Origin of the sequence: Sulfurovum sp. TSL6, from assembly GCF_019972115.1 — a bacterium.
In the GTDB taxonomy this organism is placed as follows: Bacteria; Campylobacterota; Campylobacteria; order Campylobacterales; family Sulfurovaceae; genus Sulfurovum.
Genome location: NZ_BPFJ01000003.1, coordinates 127789 through 145834 on the forward strand (window position 1 = coordinate 127789; position 18046 = coordinate 145834).

Genomic DNA, 18046 nt, shown 5'->3' on the forward strand with positions numbered 1-18046 from the left:
CATGATTTAATTCTTTTTCTTCACCATTCTCTAACTTCTTTTTGGATATAATCTCGCTAATTACGCCGTCGTCATGATGGCGATTGCGAGGATATTTATGCTACTTTTTACCCCAGGACCTACACCAGTACCGGAGTCTGTTCGCCAAGCTATGGCAACACCTACACTACACCATAGAACACCAGAATTTGAAGCCATTTTTAAAGAAGCCCGTGAAAGACTTTTAAAACTTCTTGGAATGGATGAGTGTGTGATGATAGCCTCTTCAGGTACAGGTGCCATGCAAGCATGTATGTTGAACTTATGTAAGACTAAAGCATTGACGGTAAACGCCGGTAAGTTTGGTGAGCGTTTTGGAAAGATTGCTGATGCAATAGGAAGAGCTAAAGTGGAGCTCAGCTATGAGTGGAATACACCGTGTTCTGTAGCTGATGTTGAAAATGCTTTGCATGAAAATACAGATATCGATGCGATCTTTATACAAGTGTGTGAAAGTGCCGGCGGACTTCGCCATCCTGTAGAAGCGATCGCGAAAAGAGCCAAAGAGATCAAACCTGATATTATGATCGTTGCAGATGGTATCACAGCAGTAGGTGTGGAGCGTATCGACATTTCGAATATCGATGCATTGGTCACGGGGAGTCAAAAAGCATTGATGCTTCCTCCCGGACTTGCAATGATCGGCTTTTCAAGTGCAGCTGTAGAGAAGATAGGCAAAGGAGTGGACTACTACTTCAACCTTGCTTCAGAGATTAAAAAACAGCAGCAGAATACTACGGCATATACAGCAGCAACGACACTCATCATCGGTCTCAATGCTATTTTTGATGCGATTGAAGAAGAGGGGATCGATGCTTTATATGCAAATACTGCAGCAAGAGCAGCAGCGACACAAGCGGCGCTTGAAGCGATCGGTTTTGCGATGTACCCACAAACTCCGGCACTGTCTATGAGTACTGTATTGGATGAAGATGCAGAGCCAATACGCAAACTACTCAAAACGAAGTACGGTGTTAACATGGCAGGGGGTCAAGACCACCTCAAAGGTAAACTTTTCCGTATCAATCAGATGGGTCTTATCCCTGTCTATGAGTCTGCATGGGTCGTGAATGCTATTGAGTTGGCCTTGGCTGACATGGGTAGAAGAGAGTTTGATGGTACGGCAAGCCGTGTCTTTAACGAAACATATTTTAAGAAGAGTAACTAAATGATATTTGAACACGAGATCCCTAGTGGGAGCAGGCTTTATTTTGGACAAAGTGCCAAGATAAAAAGAGAGATAGAAAGTATCGCAAGTGAAACATTGGGGACGCTTGGATTTGAAGAGATCGTAACACCACTCTTCTCTTATCATCAGCATGAATGTTTCGAGGATCAAAAGCTCCTGGTCAGACTCAATGATGCAGAAAATCATGAAGTGACATTACGTGCAGATTCTACGGCAGATGTAGTACGTATTGTGACAAAAAGACTGGGGCGCAGTACAGAGTCTAAAAAGTGGTTTTATATCCAGCCAACGGTAACGTTCCCGACACAAGAGCAGTATCAGATCGGTGCGGAAGTGATCGATGGCAGTTTTGAGGAGATCGCAGAAACCACAACAACGCTTTTAAGCCAGATAGGATCAGAACCGGTCATGCAGATAGCCAATATCCGTATCCCGCATCTTTTAAATGAAAAATACGGGGTCTCTTTAGAAGTATTGAAATCGATGCATGTTGAACAGATCATGGCGGCTGATCTGCCTTGGATCGAACAACTTATAAGAATCAATGCCGTGAGTGACCTTGAAGATCTGAGCCCGTTTCCTGATGACATCAAAGTGGAGCTTGAAAAGATCAAAGAGGCGACACAAAAAGTAGCGTATAGCAATATGGTCATCTCTCCACTCTTCTATGCGAAGATGAGATATTATGACTCTTTAACATTCAGGATGTTTGAAGGCAACAGTCTTTTGGCAAGGGGCGGAATATACACCATAGACGGTGTAGAAGCAGCAGGATTTGCACTCTATACAGATGAGTGTGTCAGTAATAAAATGAACAGAGGATAGGGTAGATGAGTAAAGCAGATTTGATCGTAGGTCTCCAATGGGGAGATGAAGGAAAAGGAAAGATCGTTGACCATATGGCACAGACACATGACTATGTATGTCGTTTTGCAGGTGGGCACAATGCCGGGCATACGATTGTTATTGGTGACAAGAAGTATGCGCTTCACCTTATCCCTTCAGGTGTACTGAACCCTAAGGCTAAAAACATTGTAGGGAACGGTGTGGTACTTTCACCAAAAGATTTCATTAAAGAGATGGAGCAGTTTGATAATTTGGAAGGGAGACTGTTCCTTTCAGATAAAGCACATGTACTTTTGCCTTACCATGCACTTATAGATCAAGCCAAAGAGCGTCTGAAGGGTGACAAAGCCATCGGTACAACAGGTAAGGGGATCGGACCTGCCTATGGTGATAAGATCGCTAGAGTAGGACATAGACTGGGTGAACTACTCAACCCTGAAAAACTCACAGCAAAAATCTTAGAGTTCTTTAGTATAAACAAACCTGTATTTGATGCTATGGGTGTAGATGCACCTGTGGAGGCAGAGCTTTTAGCTGAGCTGGAAGGGTACAAAGCAGTACTCGGGCCTTTTATTACAGATACGACACAAATGATGTGGGACATTCTGGATGACCATAAGAAGATACTTTTAGAGGGTGCACAGGGAACGATGCTTGACATAGATCATGGTACCTATCCGTATGTGACTTCCTCAACAACGGTAAGTGCAGGTGCCTGTTCTGGTCTTGGTATTAACCCAAAAGACCTTGGAAAAGTAACGGGTATTGCAAAAGCATACTGTACAAGAGTAGGAAATGGGCCTTTCCCAAGTGAAGACTTTGGTGTAGAAGGTGACACCCTGCGTAAAAATGGTCATGAGTTCGGTACGACAACAGGACGTCCGAGAAGATGTGGCTGGTTCGATGCTGTAGCGATGCGTCATGCAGTACGTGTGAATGGTGTAGACCAGGTAGCACTGATGAAATTGGATGTACTGGATGGTTTTGATGAAGTAAAAGTATGTGTAGCCTATGAAGTAGATGGTAAAGAGATCAACTATGTACCTTATGAACTTGATGATGCAACACCTGTGTATAAAAGTTTTCCAGGTTGGGATAAAACAGAAGGTGTGAGAGAATTCGATGCCTTACCGGAGACTGCAAAATCATATATTTTAGCACTTGAAGAGATGATAGGGACAAAGATGGGTATCATTTCCACAAGTCCAGAGCGTGAAGATACAATAATTCGATAATAAGGGGTAGCAATGAGATTAAAACCACAACAGACAGGGTATGTAGCAACAAAAATCGGGATAGATTTGGCCAACGCACCTTTTGTCACTCTGCCAAAAGGTAGAGAAGCCGTTGTTGAAGCAGCAAAAAAGATCATAGACGAAAACCTGGAAAAAGAGCATGCACTTGATGAAAAAGTAAAAAAAATTCTAGATGAAAATTATGATGAGATTGAATTTCAACATGCAGATGAGAGACAGCTCTTTTTTATGATCAAAAAGAAAATGGCTCCTGAACATGGTGTGATCATGAATTACGATGACAGATACAATGATCTGGCACACCTTATCCTGGATGAATTGTATGAAAACTACCTTGCAGAATATACGGTAAATGAAAACCAGGTAAAGAATGTGATCTTTAAATCTTTCAAAGCATTTGCAGATGCATATGATGAGATAGATGATATTGTGTATGCAAAGATCAAAGGTATGGAAAAAGAAGTGATCCCTGGTTCTCAGGATTATGAACTGCTTTATGAAAGATTGTATCAAGAAGAGCTTGCTAAGAGAGGTATGCTCTAATGAATGAATCTTTTGAGGGACTTGTTCTCAAAAAAAGGAGAAATATATGAATAAGATATCTTTATATTTTGAAAATGGATTGATGCTTGAAGCGAAAAGTTTTGGTGCAGAAGGTACTTCTGTAGGAGAGATCGTATTTAATACATCCACTACAGGATACCAGGAGATTACTACGGACCCTTCGTATGCAGGGCAATTTGTGACATTTACGACGCCTGAGATAGGTAATGTAGGGTGTAATGCGCAAGATATGGAGAGTAAAGGTGCGCATTGTAAAGGAATCATCGTACGCAGTTATCAGGATCGTACCTCTAACTTTAGATGCGAAGAGACTTTGGCAGCCTTGTTAAAAAGAGAAAATGTCCTTGGCATTACTGAGATAGACACACGCTTTATAACAAAAATGCTTAGAGATGAAGGCGCAATGATGATGGTAGCTTCTACGGAGATACATGATCAGGATGCACTCAAAAAAGTATTGGAATCTTCACCGCGTATTGAAGAAGTGAATTATATCGAGCAGGTAAGTACCAAAGAGAGTTATGTACATACTGAAGCACGATACAATGCAACGACATTTGAATATGAAGTGCCACAAACCACAAAAAAAATTATTGCTTTGGATTTTGGGATTAAAAGAAATATCTTAAATGAACTTACCCATGCAGGAATGGAAGTCACGGTTGCACCTAACACTATGTCAGCAGAAGAGATCATTGCCAAGATCGATGCAAAAGAGTGTGATGGTGTATTCCTTTCAAATGGACCTGGGGATCCGCTTATTTTGAAAGAGGAACAAGAGAAGATCAAAAAGCTTATCGCTCGTAAAGTACCGATTTTTGGTATTTGTCTTGGACACCAGCTGCTTTCTATCTCACATGGTTACGATACGTACAAATTGAAGTTTGGACACCATGGCGGAAACCATCCTGTGAAAAACGAAGTTACAGGTACTGTAGAGATCACGGCACAAAACCACAACTATAATGTACCTGATGCTATTACTGAAGTGGCGACTGTCACGCATATGAACCTTTTTGACAATACGATTGAAGGACTCAAATACAATGATTCTCCAACAATGTCGGTACAGCATCACCCAGAAGCAAGTCCTGGACCACATGAAAGTGCATATATCTTTGGCGAATTTGCCAAAATGCTTTAAGGAAGTCCGATGAAAATAGCGATATTGTTTGGTGGATCCAGCTATGAACATGAGATAAGCATTGTCTCTGCTATCACAATGAAAAAAGTCTTAAAAAATTCTACACTTGTGTATATCTTTGTAAGCAGTGACAGAAAATTTTATCTGATTGATACGCAGAAGATCAACTCTAAACTGTTTTCATCCGGTGAATATAAAAAATCTAAAGAGTTGACACTTAAAAATGGCGGTTTTCAGATTGACGGTATGTTTGGAAGCAAGCATGTGGATTTTGATGTGGCTCTGAACCTTATCCATGGAAGAGATGGAGAGGATGGCAAGATAGCTTCACTGATGGAATTCTACACGATTCCTTTCATTTCTCCGAGAATAGAAGCTTCGGCACTCTCTTATAACAAACTCTACACCAAATTTTTAGCAGAGAGTTTAGGTGTCAAAACAGTCGCTTATGAATATCTTTCTAAAAATGATGAAAGAAAAATTTCTATGGAGTACCCTGTGATCATTAAGCCGGTCCGTTTAGGTTCCAGCATCGGTGTGAGTATCGTAAAAGAAGCTTCTCAGCTTGATTACGCGCTTGATGTTGCATTTGAATTTGATACAGATGTGATCATAGAACCTTTTATCGAAGGGGTAAAAGAGTTTAATCAGGCAGGTTCATACACGAATGATTGGGAACTTTCTATTGTAGAAGAGCCGCATAAAGAAGAGTTCCTCGATTTTGAAAAAAAATACATGGACTTTTCCAGAGATTCTCAAGTTTTGGCAGCGGATATTTCTGATGCGCTAAAAGAAAAGATCCAAGAGAGTTTCAAAAAGATATATGATCCATTGTTTAAAGGAAGTATCATACGTTGTGACTTTTTTGTTGTAGACAATGAAGTGCTTCTTAATGAGATCAATCCTATTCCCGGTTCTATGGCGAACTATTTGTTTGAAGATTTTGAAGGTATGGTGCAAAGACTCTCAAACACTCTTCCTAAAGAACAAAACATCGCGGTAGACTACCAATATATTCACTCTATCCAAAGCGCAAAAGGCAAAGCCTAACTATACGTGTTATAGTAAACTTATTCATTCTCTCAAAATCAATCAGGGAAAGTATATCTTTCCCGTAAAAGCATTTTCTCCATACCTAAATTACTTCAGATAATACTAAAAATTACAAAAAATTATATATAATTAAAAAAATTACTTTCTGTAACTTAAAAGTCTTTTTTATCAAGTAAATACAGATTAATCAATATATTTTCATTGCCATTTAAGTGATTGTGGACTAGAATTGTTCGTATTTTTACAAATATAGGACATAAACAGGGGAGTGTATATGAAGAAAATCGTAATGCTTGTAGTACTGTTGTTAACTGTACTGCAAGCAGAGTCTTTAGGTGTAAATGAAAAGTTAGGTGAATATGTTCCACTTGATTTAACATTTATAGACGAAGACGGTAAAAGTAGAACACTCAAAGAGTATATGGATGGGAAACCAACGATCATCTCTTTGAACTACTTTAGATGTGCAGGTATCTGTACACCACAACTAGAAGATATGGCAAAAATGCTGTCTAAACTTGACTTGGCTGAAAATACTGACTACAAAGCATTGACTATCAGTTTTGCACCGGATGAAACACCGCCTTTAGCAAAAGCGAAAAGAAAAACGATGCTACACGTAATGGATAGACCATACGTACAGGATGCTTGGCACTTTTTACTGAGTGAAAACAACTCTTCAGCTATTTTGGCTGACAAAGTTGGATTTACCTATAAAAAGGAAGTATCTAAAGCAGGTGTAGTTGAGTGGATTCATGCTGCGACATTGATCATCATTTCACCAGAAGGGAAGATCACACGTTACCTTAATGGTATCGAACAACTTCCTTTTGATGTGAAAATGGCAGTGTTGGAGTCAGCACAAGGAAAGGTTGGACCGACCATAGCTAAAACATTACTGTACTGTTTTTCATACGACCCAAAAGGTAAAACTTATGTTTTTGCCTGGGAGAAGATAGCAGCAACAGTGATATTAACGATTACAATTATCTTTTTTATCTGGCTTATCAAAGCAGGAAGAAGAGATCAAGAAGAACATCAAAATCAAAGGAGAGACTTAGATGAGTAAAACTTATTTCGACGAAACACACTGTGCCATTGGGCACCCTAAAAGTACATTCATGCAGTGGATGCTTACTATTGACCATAAAAGAATTGGTATTATGTATGCAGCTGTGATGTTTGTATTCTTTTTTGTAGCTGTATTTACAGCATTTGCAATGAGACTAGAGTTGTTTGCACCAGGCGGACAATATATGGATGGAGACACATTTAACCAGGCATTTACACTTCACGGTGTAATTATGATCTTTCTATTTATTATCCCGGGAATTCCTGCGGTATTTGGAAACATTGTTATGCCACTTATGATCGGTGCGAAAGATGTATCTTTCCCAAGATTGAACTGGTTTACATTTTGGCTTTACATTGCGGGTTGTTGTATTGCACTTGCATCACTATTTATTGGTGAAGGTGTAGCAGATACAGGGTGGACATTCTATGCTCCATATTCAATGAACACAGGAACAAACGTTATTATGGCGCTTGTAGCTGCATTCGTTCTTGGTTTTGCATCAATTCTTACGGGACTTAACTTCCTTGTTACTATTCACAGACTTAGAGCACCAGGTATGACTTTCTTTAAAATGCCACTGTTTGTATGGGGTATCTATGCAACAGCATGGATCCAACTTCTTGCTACACCAGTTGTTGGTATTACACTTGTGCTTGCTATTTTAGAAAAGTATTTTGGTATTGGTATCTTTGATCCAGCTAAAGGGGGAGACCCTGTATTGTTCCAGCATTTATTCTGGATCTACTCTCACCCGGCTGTTTATCTTATGATTCTTCCAGCATTTGGTATTATGTCTGAAATCATTCCTACTTTCTCAAGAAAAGAGGTATTCGGATATAGAACTATCGCTCTTTCTTCAGCGTCAATTGCAGGTATTGGTTACCTTGTATGGGGTCACCACCTTTATACATCAGGTATGTCAGATATTGCTAAAACAGTATTTTCATTCTTAACGTTCTTTGTTGCTATTCCAACAGGTGTTAAGTTCTATGACTGGGTTGCTACAATGTATCAAGGAAAGATCGTTCTTTCTACACCAATGATCTGGGCACTAGGAACAATTATCACATTTGCTATCGGTGGTATTACTGGAATTACTATTACAATGATCGGTATGGATGTACACTTACAAGATACGTACTACACAGTTGCACACTTCCATTACGCAATTCTTGGTGGGGTTGTATTCTTGATGTTTGCTGGGATGCACTATTGGTTCCCGCTGATTACAGGTAAAATGTATAATGAAACAAAAGCAAAAATTGCTTTCTATCTTAATTTTATTGGATTCAACCTTCTGTGGTTCCCAATGTTCATCGCTGGTTACTATGGTATGCCAAGACGTTATTTTGACTACTTGCCAGAATTTGAAATTTATCACCAAATCTCATTTATAGGAGCAGTTATCTTTATCTCTGGTCTTATCTATATGTTCTGGGTATTCTTTAAAGGCTGGACTAAAGGTGAGGCAACTACGCCGAATCCATGGAATGCTACAACACTTGAGTGGCACTTACCAACATCACCACCACCACTAGATAACCACTCTAAAGTGCCATATGTTGATTTTGATCCATATGAGTATAAACATGGTGAGCCAGTGGTTAAATTTAATTATGAAACGATGCAAAGGATAGACTAATGGGACACGAATACGTACCTGAAATCGCGATCGATCGTGATGGGAATGAACATGAAGTACAAGGTTGGCAAGGTGATTTTTACGGCGGGAAACTAGGTTTCTGGCTGTTCATGCTTACAGAAGTAATGATGTTTGGAGCTATGTTCCTTGCACTTGCATACTATAATACATTACACCCTCAAGATTTTTTAGATGCATCTGCATCTTTAAATAGACTATTGGGTGGTACAAATACAGTCATTCTACTTATATCGGCACTGACAATGGGGCTGGGATTACTTAGAATGAGAGCTGGTGATGTAAAAGGTGCCAAGCTTATGATCTGGGCGACTATGATTTTAGCGGTTGCTTTCTTGGTCATCAAAGGATTTGAATGGACAGCTGAATATCATCACGGTATTTTCTTGATGCATGACAAGCTATTGCCTGAGTCAACTTTACCATTTGGTCAAAAACTATTCTTTGGTCTTTACTTTTCAATGACTGGACTCCATGGATTCCATATTATTATTGGTATTGGTCTTATGATTTGGTTACTTAAAAGAATCAATGCAGGTAAAGTGAGCACTGAGCATCATATTTTACACTGGAACATCGCACTATACTGGGATATCGTACACCTTATTTGGGTATTCGTATTCCCTTACTACTACATGATCGGAGCAGGAGGAGCAACAGGTGGACACTAATACAGTAAATTATCAAGAAGAGAAAAAGATATATTATAAAGTACTTGTAGGACTACTAGTACTGACGGCGATTACATTTATCCAGCCGCATATGTTTATGACACATTCAACATTTTTAGCACAAATGCTTATTGCAGTGGTTAAAGCTTGGTTGATCGTGATCTACTACATGCACTTAAAAGGTGAGAAACTGATTTCAGCTATGGTATGGTTTTCATTAGCATTAGTTACAGTTTTCTTTATTATCGTCATTGGTATTGATGTTGCCAATTTCCAATTTGGAGCTGAAAGTCATATTACTGCTCCTGCAGCACACTAAGAGGGGTTTTACATATGAGTAATAAATTAGAAGGATTTAGTACAAGTGCATCAAGTTTTAACGCAGATGTTGATTTTGCGTTTTGGCTGCACGTGTGGATTTCAGTTGCACTATTTTTATCAGTAGTTGCACCGATGTTCTATTTTGCATGGAAGTATCGTGCTGATAAAGTAAAAGATGAAGAGATTGGTAACTTAACCCATCATACCGGGTTGGAATTAGCATGGACTATCATTCCTATTATTGCAGTGATGGTTTTCTTTTACTACGGTAATACGACAATGCAAATGTTTAGAACAATGCCAACAGTTACAGATGAGACTGTTGTGATCAAGGTTGAAGGTTCTAAATGGAAGTGGAAATATGAGTACCCTGCAAATAAAAGCGGACATGTTCATCAAATCGGTGGGGTGTTCAAAAAGCCTACTATAGATAAAGAGACAGGTAAGGTTATTGAAGAGGGTACTATGGGTATCACTGCACTATATGTGCCTGTGAATACAGATGTCATCTTAGAAATGACTGCACCAGTCAATGATGTAATTCACTCATATTATATTCCTGCATTCCGTATGAAAGAGGATGTCGTTCCAGGGCGTACAACCAAACAATGGTTCAATGTATCTAAAACGGGTGAGTATGATGTAGAGTGTGCTGAGTACTGTGGTACAGACCACTCATACATGTACTCTAAGGTCGTTGTAATGGAAAAAGATGAGTACAAGAAGTGGTTTGAGAGCACTGACAAAGATACACCAAAAGGTAACTTCCCTAAAGATGGAAAAGCATTGTACGCACAGAATGGATGTGCTTCATGTCACTCAATTGATACGGATGCAGTTTTAGTTGGACCAAGCCTTAAAGGTATAGGTGACAAATATGACACTGCATATCTTAAAGATGCGATTACCAATCCAGATAAAGATGTTCCTGAAGGATTCTACCCAGGTATTATGCCAACGTTCAACCTTCCGGCTGAAGATCTTGAAACACTTATTAAATACATGGAAACAGGTAAATAATGATTAAAGACTTTTTCGTAGTCACCAAGTTTGTTCTCTCCTTTGCAGTCAGTTTATCTGCACTCTTTGCCTACATTATGGCAAAGGGAGAGATTGGTTTAGATATGTTTCTTGCTACCTTCTCTGTACTTCTCGTTGCGATGGGAGTTTCCACTCTTAATCAAGTACAAGAGTATAAAGAAGATTCCAAGATGGAAAGAACGAAGAATCGTCCTATAGCAGCAGGCCGTATGTCACCACGCACAGGAACGATCATTGCAGTTGTCCTGATCTTGATATCCTTTGCCTGCATATATGCACTCTTGGGGCTTACAGGCATAAACTTTTTTGCTTTTGCATTCATTTGGTATAACCTCATGTATACTCCTTTGAAAAAGAGATCTGCTGTAGCAGTTGTACCAGGAGCGATATTAGGTGTTATTCCACCGGCTATCGGGTGGCTTGTTGCTGGTCATACGCTGTTTGAGTTAGAGTTCATTGCTTTAGCAGTCTATTATTTTATTTGGCAGGTACCACACTTTTGGCTATTGGTGATGCTCTTTCATGGAGATTACAAGGAAGGTGGTTATCCAACAGCAATGCGCCTCTTTGGTGAAGGGACACTGCAAAGACTTACATTTGTGTGGCTGGTACTGACTATACATGCAGGTGTATTCTTGGTCTATACATTTAATGTCTATTCAAATATTACCGTGGCGCTTTCTGCAGCACTGGGTGTATGGGCATTTATCACATCTCTAAAATTGCTTAAAAAAGAGTTTAAACTCACAGATGCACGTGCAATTTTCTGGAAAATTAATGCAGCATTTTTAGGTATTATCATACTTCTCAGCATTGATGAGTATGTCAAACATCATCTCTAACGATATTTTCAATAGCAGAATTTTTCTGCTATTAAACTACAGTTTATTAAAACTTACTACACTTATATGAGTTACATTTTAAGGGACAACCATGCAAGAAAAACAATATAGCATTCAAACTATCATAAAGAGTGTGTTTAAAGAAAAGAATCACACGATCAATAAAAGACTTATTTATGATAATGCACAGTTTGGGGGATTAAGCAACAAGTGGATCAAACTGGCGTTTCTTATTTTACCATTTGCTATGTATGCCGCAATCTTTAACCCGGTATCTTTTAAAGAGTTAGGTATAGCTCAAGCCATTGTATTTTATATTATACTCCTTGTGTTTGCCATGCAAATTGTTGTGGCGGTCTCTTACTTTAATAATAAAAAGGTGCTAAAAACAGCTGCCAAAGCATGGGAGGCCTATTTCCCTGGTATTGATTTTAAAATGATACTCTCTTCTGGTGTAACACCTTATGCTGATTTCAAAAAATATTATGAATCAGCACTTACAGAGGCTTTAGAGGAAGATGCACTAAAGGCGAGAATGACTGAATCATTCCAAAAGATGGAAATGGAAAACATTCACCTTGTTGAGGCAATGAAAAAAGATAAAGAGAAAAAAGAAGGTAAATAGTATGTTAAAGATTATCGTATCATTAAGCCTATGTATTTTGTCTACGCTCTCAGCTTCACAAAGTGATGTGTTAAAAGTGTTGTGTAGTGACAATAATGGAACAGCATGTTATGAGTATGGCCTCCCTAAAGTAACAGGTGATAATGCAAAGGTACAAGATATCAAAGAAGAGGGGTTGAGCTATATACGTAAAGCATGTACTCTAGGAGAGGATAGAGCATGTGACCTTATGGGGGATAATTACTATAAGGATCAAAATTACCGCGCGGCTATACCTTATCTTGAAGAATCATGTGCAAGAAGTGTGAAATTTGCCTGTGAAGCTATGGGAACGATCTATCGTGATGGTCATGATGTAAGGCCTGATGATGTCAAATCTAGAGAGTTTTATGAAAAGGCGTGTGAACTAAAAAGCGGTGATGCATGCTTCGCAGTGGCGATCATTTATCGTGGTGGCTTTGGTGTTGAGAAAAACAGAACAAAAGAAAAAGAATTTTACAAAAAAGGTTGTGATACTGGATTGAAAGCCGGATGTGATCGATATACTGAATTGGACAACGAAGACAAGGGTATAGAAACCGGGATCTGGGCTACGATAAAAAGCTGGTTTAAATAGTTTTCTTTCCTTTCAAGAGATTATTTAGGAGAATATTACTCCTAAAAAAATCAATAAAATTGATAAATTAAGTGAGAGTTAATTTCTCTTTTGATGCCTTAAATCACTCCATAATTACGTCAAATGTAACCATTTATCCCATATATATACATTAAATAATTATTTAAGTCCCAATATAATCAAATAAGATTATAATTATTATTGAGTGTTGTAATTTTATGACATAGAATTTATACAAGGGGGTATGCATGCAATCAAACGCAGCATTGGAATATGATTATTCATTGGCAAAAAAGTTTACCTTTTTAACTATTTTGTTTGGATTTTTAGGAATGTTGATCGGTACGATTATTGCCGCACAAATGGCATTTCCTGAATTAAACTATCTATTGGGTGAGTATGGGACATTCTCAAGACTCAGACCACTTCATACAAATACCGTAGTATTTGGATTTACGGTTTCAGCAATCTTTGCTACTTGGTTTTATATAGGGCAAAGAGTCCTTAAAGTATCTATGGCAGAATCGAAGTTTTTGATGGTGGTCGGAAACATTCAGTTTTGGCTATACTTTGTGGGCGCGTTGATCGCAACAGTATCATTACTATTGGGTATCTCCAGTGGTAAAGAGTATGCTCAGTATGAGTGGTGGGTTGATCTTGTTGTTGTTGTAATCTGGGTACTTTGGGGTGTTGGTATGATGGGTCTTATAGGTATCAGAAGAGAGAAAGCACTTTATATCTCTGTATGGTACTATCTTGCATGTTTCCTTGGTATTGCTATGCTTTATCTTTTCAACAATATGTCAATTCCTACTTATTTCGCAACAGAGGGTCTAGGTGCAATCACTCACTCTGTATCTATGTATTCAGGTACGAATGATGCACTAGTACAATGGTGGTATGGTCATAATGCGGTTGCATTTGGTTTTACAGTGCCTATTGTTGGTATGATCTACTACTTCCTTCCAAAAGAGTCTGGACAAGCGATCTATTCATATAAGCTTTCTTTACTTTCTTTCTGGGGATTGATGTTCGTTTACCTTTGGGCTGGTTCTCACCACCTTTTATGGTCAACAGTTCCGGACTGGATGCAAACAATGGGTTCTGCGTTCTCTGTAGTACTAATCTTGCCATCATGGGGTTCAGCGATCAATATGCTCCTTACGATGAAAGGTGAGTGGAATCAGTTAACCGACAATCCACTGATCAAATTTATGGTACTTGCATCAACATTCTATATGTTGTCAACCATTGAAGGTCCTATCCAAGCGATCAAATCAGTCAATGCAATTGCACACTTTACTGACTGGATTCCAGGTCACGTGCATGATGGTGTACTTGGTTGGGTTACATTTATGATCATGGCTTCACTGTTCCATATGGCACCGCGTATGTTTAAAAGAGAAATTTACTCTAGAAAAATGATGGAGACACAGTTCTGGCTTCAAACAACAGCGGTTGTACTTTACTTTACATCTATGTGGATCGCAGGTATTACACAAGGTATGATGTGGAGAGCAGTAGATGAGTATGGTAACTTGATGTATAGCTTCATCGATACGGTCAATGTACTTCATCCTTACTACACAATCAGAGCGCTTGCAGGTGTAATGTACCTTATTGGTTTCATTATGTTCGCTTACAATATGTATAAAACTATGACTTCTGCTAAAGAGATTACAGAAGAACCACAGTTTAGAACACCTATGGCATAAGGGAGGTAGTTTATTATGTTTTTTCATTGGTTAGAAAAAAATCCATTCTTCTTTGCTTCGGGGATTTCGATCGTTATCGCATTTGCAGGACTTATTGAGATCGTACCGAACTTTGCGAAGGCGGCAAGACCGGTAGTAGACCTTAAACCTCGTACTGTACTTGAACTTGCAGGTAAAAATGTCTATATTAAAGATAACTGTATGTCATGTCACTCACAGCTTATCCGTCCATTTAAATCTGAGACGGATCGTTATGGTGATTATTCACTTTCAGGTGAGTATGCTTTTGACAGACCATTCCTTTGGGGTTCTAAAAGAACAGGTCCGGACCTTCACCGTGTAGGAAACTACAGAACAACTGATTGGCATGAAAATCACATGTTGAATCCTGCTGAGATCGTACCTGGTTCTATTATGCCGGCATATAAACATCAGTTTACAAACTTGGCTGATATTGAAACTGCTTATGCAGAAGCGGTAACAGTTAAAAATGCATTTCACACACCATATGGACCTGAGTTTAAAAGAACCAGAGCTGCATGGGAAGCACACAGACCAAAAGTTCTTGCAGACGCAAAAGCGATTGCTGATGATATGAAAAACAAAGATGTTAAAGAAGCAGTTGCGAATGGTCAAGTACCTGAGATCGTAGCACTTATTGCTTATCTTAACAGCTTGAAGTAGAGTGATAAAATGGACATTAGAGATATTCAAGGCTATGCCAGTTTCTTTATGACCATTTTTTTGGTAGTGATGCTGTACGGGTATATTATACACCTGTACAGAAGTGAAAAAAAAGGTGAGCGTGATTATGAAAAATATGGGAATATTGCACTTGATGATGAAGTGACAAGTACACCCGTAGAAGATAAACCCGCGTCACAAAGAGAATATAAGGAGGAGAATAAATGAATGCATTAATGATAAAAGCGCTGGCATTTGCAGCAGTGTTGATCATAGCAACTATAGCTGTTGTAACGAGTCTGGATATCGATATCTTTGCAGATTCGGTCAATGCGATAACAATGGGGGGAGCTATTGCGATTGCAACGATCACAGCATCAGTTGCAGTTAAATATGTGAATCAGATGAAAACAGACACAGCATCTGGTAAGCTTGCAGAGGAAAACTGGGATGGGATCGGTGAGTATGAAAATGAACTACCTTCGGGTTGGGCATATTCATTTTTAGCCGTTTTTCTTTGGTCAATGTGGTATGGACTGATAGGGTATCCTGTGAACGCGTATAGCCAGATCGGTGAGTACAATGAAGATGTTTTGGCATATAATGCGAAGTTTGAAGAGATACACAAAAATGCAGATGAAGCAACACTTAAAGAGATGGGTGAGTCTATCTTTTTGGTACAATGTCAGCAATGTCATGGGGTGACAGGAGATGGTCTTTCCGGTAAAGCACAAGACTTTACTGCTAGAATGAGTAAAGAGCAAGTATTGGATGTGATCAATAATGGTTCAAATCAATTGGGTTATCCTATGGGTGCAATGCCTGCTGGTATGGCGCAAGGCGCAGACGCTGAGGCGATCGCTGTATATATTGCCGGTGGTATGAAGGGTGAACAGCCTGCAGCATTTGCAGCTTGTGGTTCTTGTCATGGAATGGATGGTAAAGGTAACAATGGTATGTCACCAAATCTTGTATCTTATGATGCTACATTGATGAACCATGTATTGCAAAATGGTAAAAAGGGTATGATCGGTAAAATGCCATCATTCAAAACGCTTATTACACCAGTACAAGAGAAAGCTTTGACTGTATATGTTCAGTCATTGTCAAAGTAAGGAGTTTCATATGGCAGAAAATACAAAACGAAGTCTATTTGGACTACATGGAATATTTGGGGTTTTGATCTCGATCGTAGGTTTACTTGCAATTTTGATCACATTGATGCTCATGGTTATCGTTGTACAGAGACATGCAGCAGTAAAGCCTTATGATCCGACAGCGATCAGAGATATACATAATGTTAAAATGATCGATGTAAATAATAAGCAGTTTGCATTTATAGATGCAGAGAAAAAGGATAAATAATGATTAAATATATGGATAAAGTACTTATCGCGTGTATGGCATTTGCAGCAGCAGCAGCATTATATTTGTCACTCAGTGGCAATCTTTTATACGTAGGATAAAATATGTTCAAAGCACAAGTAAGGGCAACCTTGCTTGCTTTGGTACTTCCACTTCTTCTAAACGCTACACATATACTCAAAGATGACATTCTAAAAATTGAAGCTTCACAACGCATCAATGAGATGGGTGATGAACTTTTTTCAAAAACAGGCATCAATGGATACGTAATAGCGACCAATGAGCACTTTCCTGTAGGTTTCAACTTGGTAGAGTATAGCAAGAAGTATGAAGCGCAGATGAGCAAGCCTTATGTTTTATTTATATTTGCCCCACAGGCACGGATCACAGATCAAACAGAAACAAAGGGTAGAGTGGGATTGATCCCTTCATCTGATGATCTTCGTAGTCTCTATGACTATGATGACGTAAGAGATGCTGCAGTGGATATCGTTTCCACTAAAGATAGTAATTCGGATGAAGATAAACATAACATTGGCGTGATACAGGCTTTTTCGGAGCTGGCAGAAGGTATTGCTCAGTCAAAAGGGGTTAAGCTGGCTACAACGATACCTAATGAGACACGTTATATGGTATGGGGATTAAGTGTTTTTGTCTACATCGGTTCACTGTTTGTACTCTGGATATTTGCAATTAGACCACTATATATGAGGATAAAAAATGGCAAAAAATAACGAAAAAACTTATTGGCCGCACATGATACTTGGATTTCTTGTGGTTGGGATCACATTAAGTTACTGGACTGTAAAGTCGGCCTCATCAATGCCCGTACAAGAGTCCAATCAATTCATGCTCAAGTATCAAATGGCTGATATGAATATCAACCAGATTATGGAGAGAAAAAAAGCATTTGACAAAGCATATAACATTCACATGGTTGATGCGGAAACAATGGTGATGACAGATAACGTCAATAGTAATCGACCTCAGTTTAACCCCGTAAAACTCTCACAAGGCATCAATACATTTACCTATGAAGTGCTTGCAAAAGACGGTACAAAAGTATCTGATGCAAATGTAACATTTTTATTGACACAGCCCCATAGTAGAAAAGAAGATAAACTTTTCACCAATGTGCCTTATAAAGATGGAAAATACCAAATCAGAGATGTAGAGATCACTAAAGCGGGAAGATACACCTTACAGCTAAGAGCAGAAGTGGGTGATACGATTGGTTACTCTGAAGTATCTGCTTATCTGAAACCCTAAGATGTAATCCTGAAGACAGGGTTAACCCTGTCTTCATCTTTATCTGTCAATATGACAGATTTTTCGTTTTT

The 18046-nt window shown here is 38.9% G+C and carries 21 protein-coding genes; all 21 read left to right on the forward strand.

From position 1 onward, the window contains the following. Positions 1-97: 97 nt before the first annotated feature. The 21 genes from LDM93_RS09560 (at position 98) to LDM93_RS09660 (ending at position 17975) form a co-directional block, all read left to right on the forward strand. Entirely contained in the window at positions 98-1207 is a 1110-nt protein-coding gene (locus tag LDM93_RS09560) for an alanine--glyoxylate aminotransferase family protein (RefSeq protein WP_223892180.1), read from the forward strand. After that, on the forward strand, positions 1208-2053 hold the full coding sequence (locus LDM93_RS09565; protein WP_223892181.1) for an ATP phosphoribosyltransferase regulatory subunit: 846 nt from the start codon (positions 1208-1210) through the stop codon (positions 2051-2053). A gap of 5 nt (positions 2054-2058) precedes the next feature. Further along, positions 2059-3309 (forward strand): adenylosuccinate synthase, encoded by a 1251-nt coding sequence (locus LDM93_RS09570; protein WP_223892182.1) that lies wholly within the window; start codon positions 2059-2061, stop codon positions 3307-3309. 12 nt (positions 3310-3321) lie between these two features. Further along, positions 3322-3873: a DUF507 family protein gene (locus tag LDM93_RS09575; RefSeq protein WP_223892183.1), complete on the forward strand. Its 552-nt coding sequence runs from the start codon at positions 3322-3324 to the stop codon at positions 3871-3873. 46 nt (positions 3874-3919) lie between these two features. Next, positions 3920-5038: a glutamine-hydrolyzing carbamoyl-phosphate synthase small subunit gene (gene carA / locus LDM93_RS09580; RefSeq protein ID WP_223892184.1), complete on the forward strand. Its 1119-nt coding sequence runs from the start codon at positions 3920-3922 to the stop codon at positions 5036-5038. Positions 5039-5047: 9 nt separating this feature from the next. After that, a complete protein-coding gene (locus LDM93_RS09585) occupies positions 5048-6088 on the forward strand; it encodes a D-alanine--D-alanine ligase (RefSeq protein WP_223892185.1) in 1041 nt (346 codons plus the stop codon). A gap of 277 nt (positions 6089-6365) precedes the next feature. Then, entirely contained in the window at positions 6366-7160 is a 795-nt protein-coding gene (locus LDM93_RS09590; protein ID WP_223892186.1) for an SCO family protein, read from the forward strand. Further along, positions 7153-8808 (forward strand): cbb3-type cytochrome c oxidase subunit I, encoded by a 1656-nt coding sequence (locus LDM93_RS09595; RefSeq protein WP_223892187.1) that lies wholly within the window; start codon positions 7153-7155, stop codon positions 8806-8808. The genes LDM93_RS09590 and LDM93_RS09595 overlap by 8 nt, the downstream gene beginning before the upstream one ends. Further along, the gene (locus LDM93_RS09600; protein WP_223892188.1) at positions 8808-9497 is read left to right on the forward strand and encodes a cytochrome c oxidase subunit 3; all 690 of its coding nucleotides are present in this window, start codon (positions 8808-8810) and stop codon (positions 9495-9497) included. Before LDM93_RS09595 ends, LDM93_RS09600 begins: the two co-directional genes overlap by 1 nt. After that, positions 9487-9816 carry a cytochrome C oxidase subunit IV family protein gene (locus LDM93_RS09605; protein ID WP_223892189.1) on the forward strand — a complete coding sequence of 110 codons (330 nt, stop codon included), beginning with the start codon at positions 9487-9489 and terminating at the stop codon, positions 9814-9816. Before LDM93_RS09600 ends, LDM93_RS09605 begins: the two co-directional genes overlap by 11 nt. 14 nt (positions 9817-9830) lie before the next feature. Then, positions 9831-10838: a cytochrome c oxidase subunit II gene (gene coxB, locus LDM93_RS09610; protein ID WP_223892190.1), complete on the forward strand. Its 1008-nt coding sequence runs from the start codon at positions 9831-9833 to the stop codon at positions 10836-10838. Further along, positions 10838-11701 (forward strand): protoheme IX farnesyltransferase, encoded by an 864-nt coding sequence (locus tag LDM93_RS09615; protein ID WP_223892191.1) that lies wholly within the window; start codon positions 10838-10840, stop codon positions 11699-11701. Before coxB ends, LDM93_RS09615 begins: the two co-directional genes overlap by 1 nt. A gap of 91 nt (positions 11702-11792) precedes the next feature. After that, positions 11793-12326: a hypothetical protein gene (locus LDM93_RS09620; RefSeq protein ID WP_223892192.1), complete on the forward strand. Its 534-nt coding sequence runs from the start codon at positions 11793-11795 to the stop codon at positions 12324-12326. A 1-nt stretch (position 12327) separates the two neighbouring features. Then, complete coding sequence (locus tag LDM93_RS09625) at positions 12328-12942, forward strand: tetratricopeptide repeat protein (RefSeq protein ID WP_223892193.1); 615 nt, start codon at positions 12328-12330, stop codon at positions 12940-12942. A gap of 248 nt (positions 12943-13190) precedes the next feature. Continuing rightward, positions 13191-14657, forward strand: a complete 1467-nt coding sequence (ccoN, locus tag LDM93_RS09630; RefSeq protein WP_223892194.1) for a cytochrome-c oxidase, cbb3-type subunit I — start codon at positions 13191-13193, stop codon at positions 14655-14657. A gap of 15 nt (positions 14658-14672) precedes the next feature. Further along, positions 14673-15341: a cytochrome-c oxidase, cbb3-type subunit II gene (gene ccoO, locus LDM93_RS09635; RefSeq protein WP_223892195.1), complete on the forward strand. Its 669-nt coding sequence runs from the start codon at positions 14673-14675 to the stop codon at positions 15339-15341. 9 nt (positions 15342-15350) lie between these two features. Next, a complete protein-coding gene (locus LDM93_RS09640) occupies positions 15351-15569 on the forward strand; it encodes a cytochrome c oxidase, cbb3-type, CcoQ subunit (RefSeq protein ID WP_223892196.1) in 219 nt (72 codons plus the stop codon). Next, entirely contained in the window at positions 15566-16456 is an 891-nt protein-coding gene (locus LDM93_RS09645; RefSeq protein WP_223892197.1) for a c-type cytochrome, read from the forward strand. Before LDM93_RS09640 ends, LDM93_RS09645 begins: the two co-directional genes overlap by 4 nt. A gap of 10 nt (positions 16457-16466) precedes the next feature. Next, positions 16467-16706: a DUF4006 family protein gene (locus LDM93_RS09650; protein ID WP_223892198.1), complete on the forward strand. Its 240-nt coding sequence runs from the start codon at positions 16467-16469 to the stop codon at positions 16704-16706. 104 nt (positions 16707-16810) lie between these two features. Then, complete coding sequence (locus LDM93_RS09655; RefSeq protein WP_223892199.1) at positions 16811-17440, forward strand: hypothetical protein; 630 nt, start codon at positions 16811-16813, stop codon at positions 17438-17440. Next, positions 17427-17975 (forward strand): FixH family protein, encoded by a 549-nt coding sequence (locus LDM93_RS09660; RefSeq protein WP_223892200.1) that lies wholly within the window; start codon positions 17427-17429, stop codon positions 17973-17975. Before LDM93_RS09655 ends, LDM93_RS09660 begins: the two co-directional genes overlap by 14 nt. Positions 17976-18046 lie beyond the last annotated feature (71 nt).

Coding starts and splice junctions, on each gene's coding strand:
- LDM93_RS09560 (WP_223892180.1), top strand. CDS start 98: ATGCTACTTTTTACCCCAGGACCTACACCAGTACCGGAGTCTGTTCGC.
- LDM93_RS09565 (WP_223892181.1), top strand. CDS start 1,208: ATGATATTTGAACACGAGATCCCTAGTGGGAGCAGGCTTTATTTTGGA.
- LDM93_RS09570 (WP_223892182.1), top strand. CDS start 2,059: ATGAGTAAAGCAGATTTGATCGTAGGTCTCCAATGGGGAGATGAAGGA.
- LDM93_RS09575 (WP_223892183.1), top strand. CDS start 3,322: ATGAGATTAAAACCACAACAGACAGGGTATGTAGCAACAAAAATCGGG.
- carA (WP_223892184.1), top strand. CDS start 3,920: ATGAATAAGATATCTTTATATTTTGAAAATGGATTGATGCTTGAAGCG.
- LDM93_RS09585 (WP_223892185.1), top strand. CDS start 5,048: ATGAAAATAGCGATATTGTTTGGTGGATCCAGCTATGAACATGAGATA.
- LDM93_RS09590 (WP_223892186.1), top strand. CDS start 6,366: ATGAAGAAAATCGTAATGCTTGTAGTACTGTTGTTAACTGTACTGCAA.
- LDM93_RS09595 (WP_223892187.1), top strand. CDS start 7,153: ATGAGTAAAACTTATTTCGACGAAACACACTGTGCCATTGGGCACCCT.
- LDM93_RS09600 (WP_223892188.1), top strand. CDS start 8,808: ATGGGACACGAATACGTACCTGAAATCGCGATCGATCGTGATGGGAAT.
- coxB (WP_223892190.1), top strand. CDS start 9,831: ATGAGTAATAAATTAGAAGGATTTAGTACAAGTGCATCAAGTTTTAAC.
- LDM93_RS09615 (WP_223892191.1), top strand. CDS start 10,838: ATGATTAAAGACTTTTTCGTAGTCACCAAGTTTGTTCTCTCCTTTGCA.
- LDM93_RS09620 (WP_223892192.1), top strand. CDS start 11,793: ATGCAAGAAAAACAATATAGCATTCAAACTATCATAAAGAGTGTGTTT.
- LDM93_RS09625 (WP_223892193.1), top strand. CDS start 12,328: ATGTTAAAGATTATCGTATCATTAAGCCTATGTATTTTGTCTACGCTC.
- ccoN (WP_223892194.1), top strand. CDS start 13,191: ATGCAATCAAACGCAGCATTGGAATATGATTATTCATTGGCAAAAAAG.
- ccoO (WP_223892195.1), top strand. CDS start 14,673: ATGTTTTTTCATTGGTTAGAAAAAAATCCATTCTTCTTTGCTTCGGGG.
- LDM93_RS09640 (WP_223892196.1), top strand. CDS start 15,351: ATGGACATTAGAGATATTCAAGGCTATGCCAGTTTCTTTATGACCATT.
- LDM93_RS09645 (WP_223892197.1), top strand. CDS start 15,566: ATGAATGCATTAATGATAAAAGCGCTGGCATTTGCAGCAGTGTTGATC.
- LDM93_RS09650 (WP_223892198.1), top strand. CDS start 16,467: ATGGCAGAAAATACAAAACGAAGTCTATTTGGACTACATGGAATATTT.
- LDM93_RS09655 (WP_223892199.1), top strand. CDS start 16,811: ATGTTCAAAGCACAAGTAAGGGCAACCTTGCTTGCTTTGGTACTTCCA.
- LDM93_RS09660 (WP_223892200.1), top strand. CDS start 17,427: ATGGCAAAAAATAACGAAAAAACTTATTGGCCGCACATGATACTTGGA.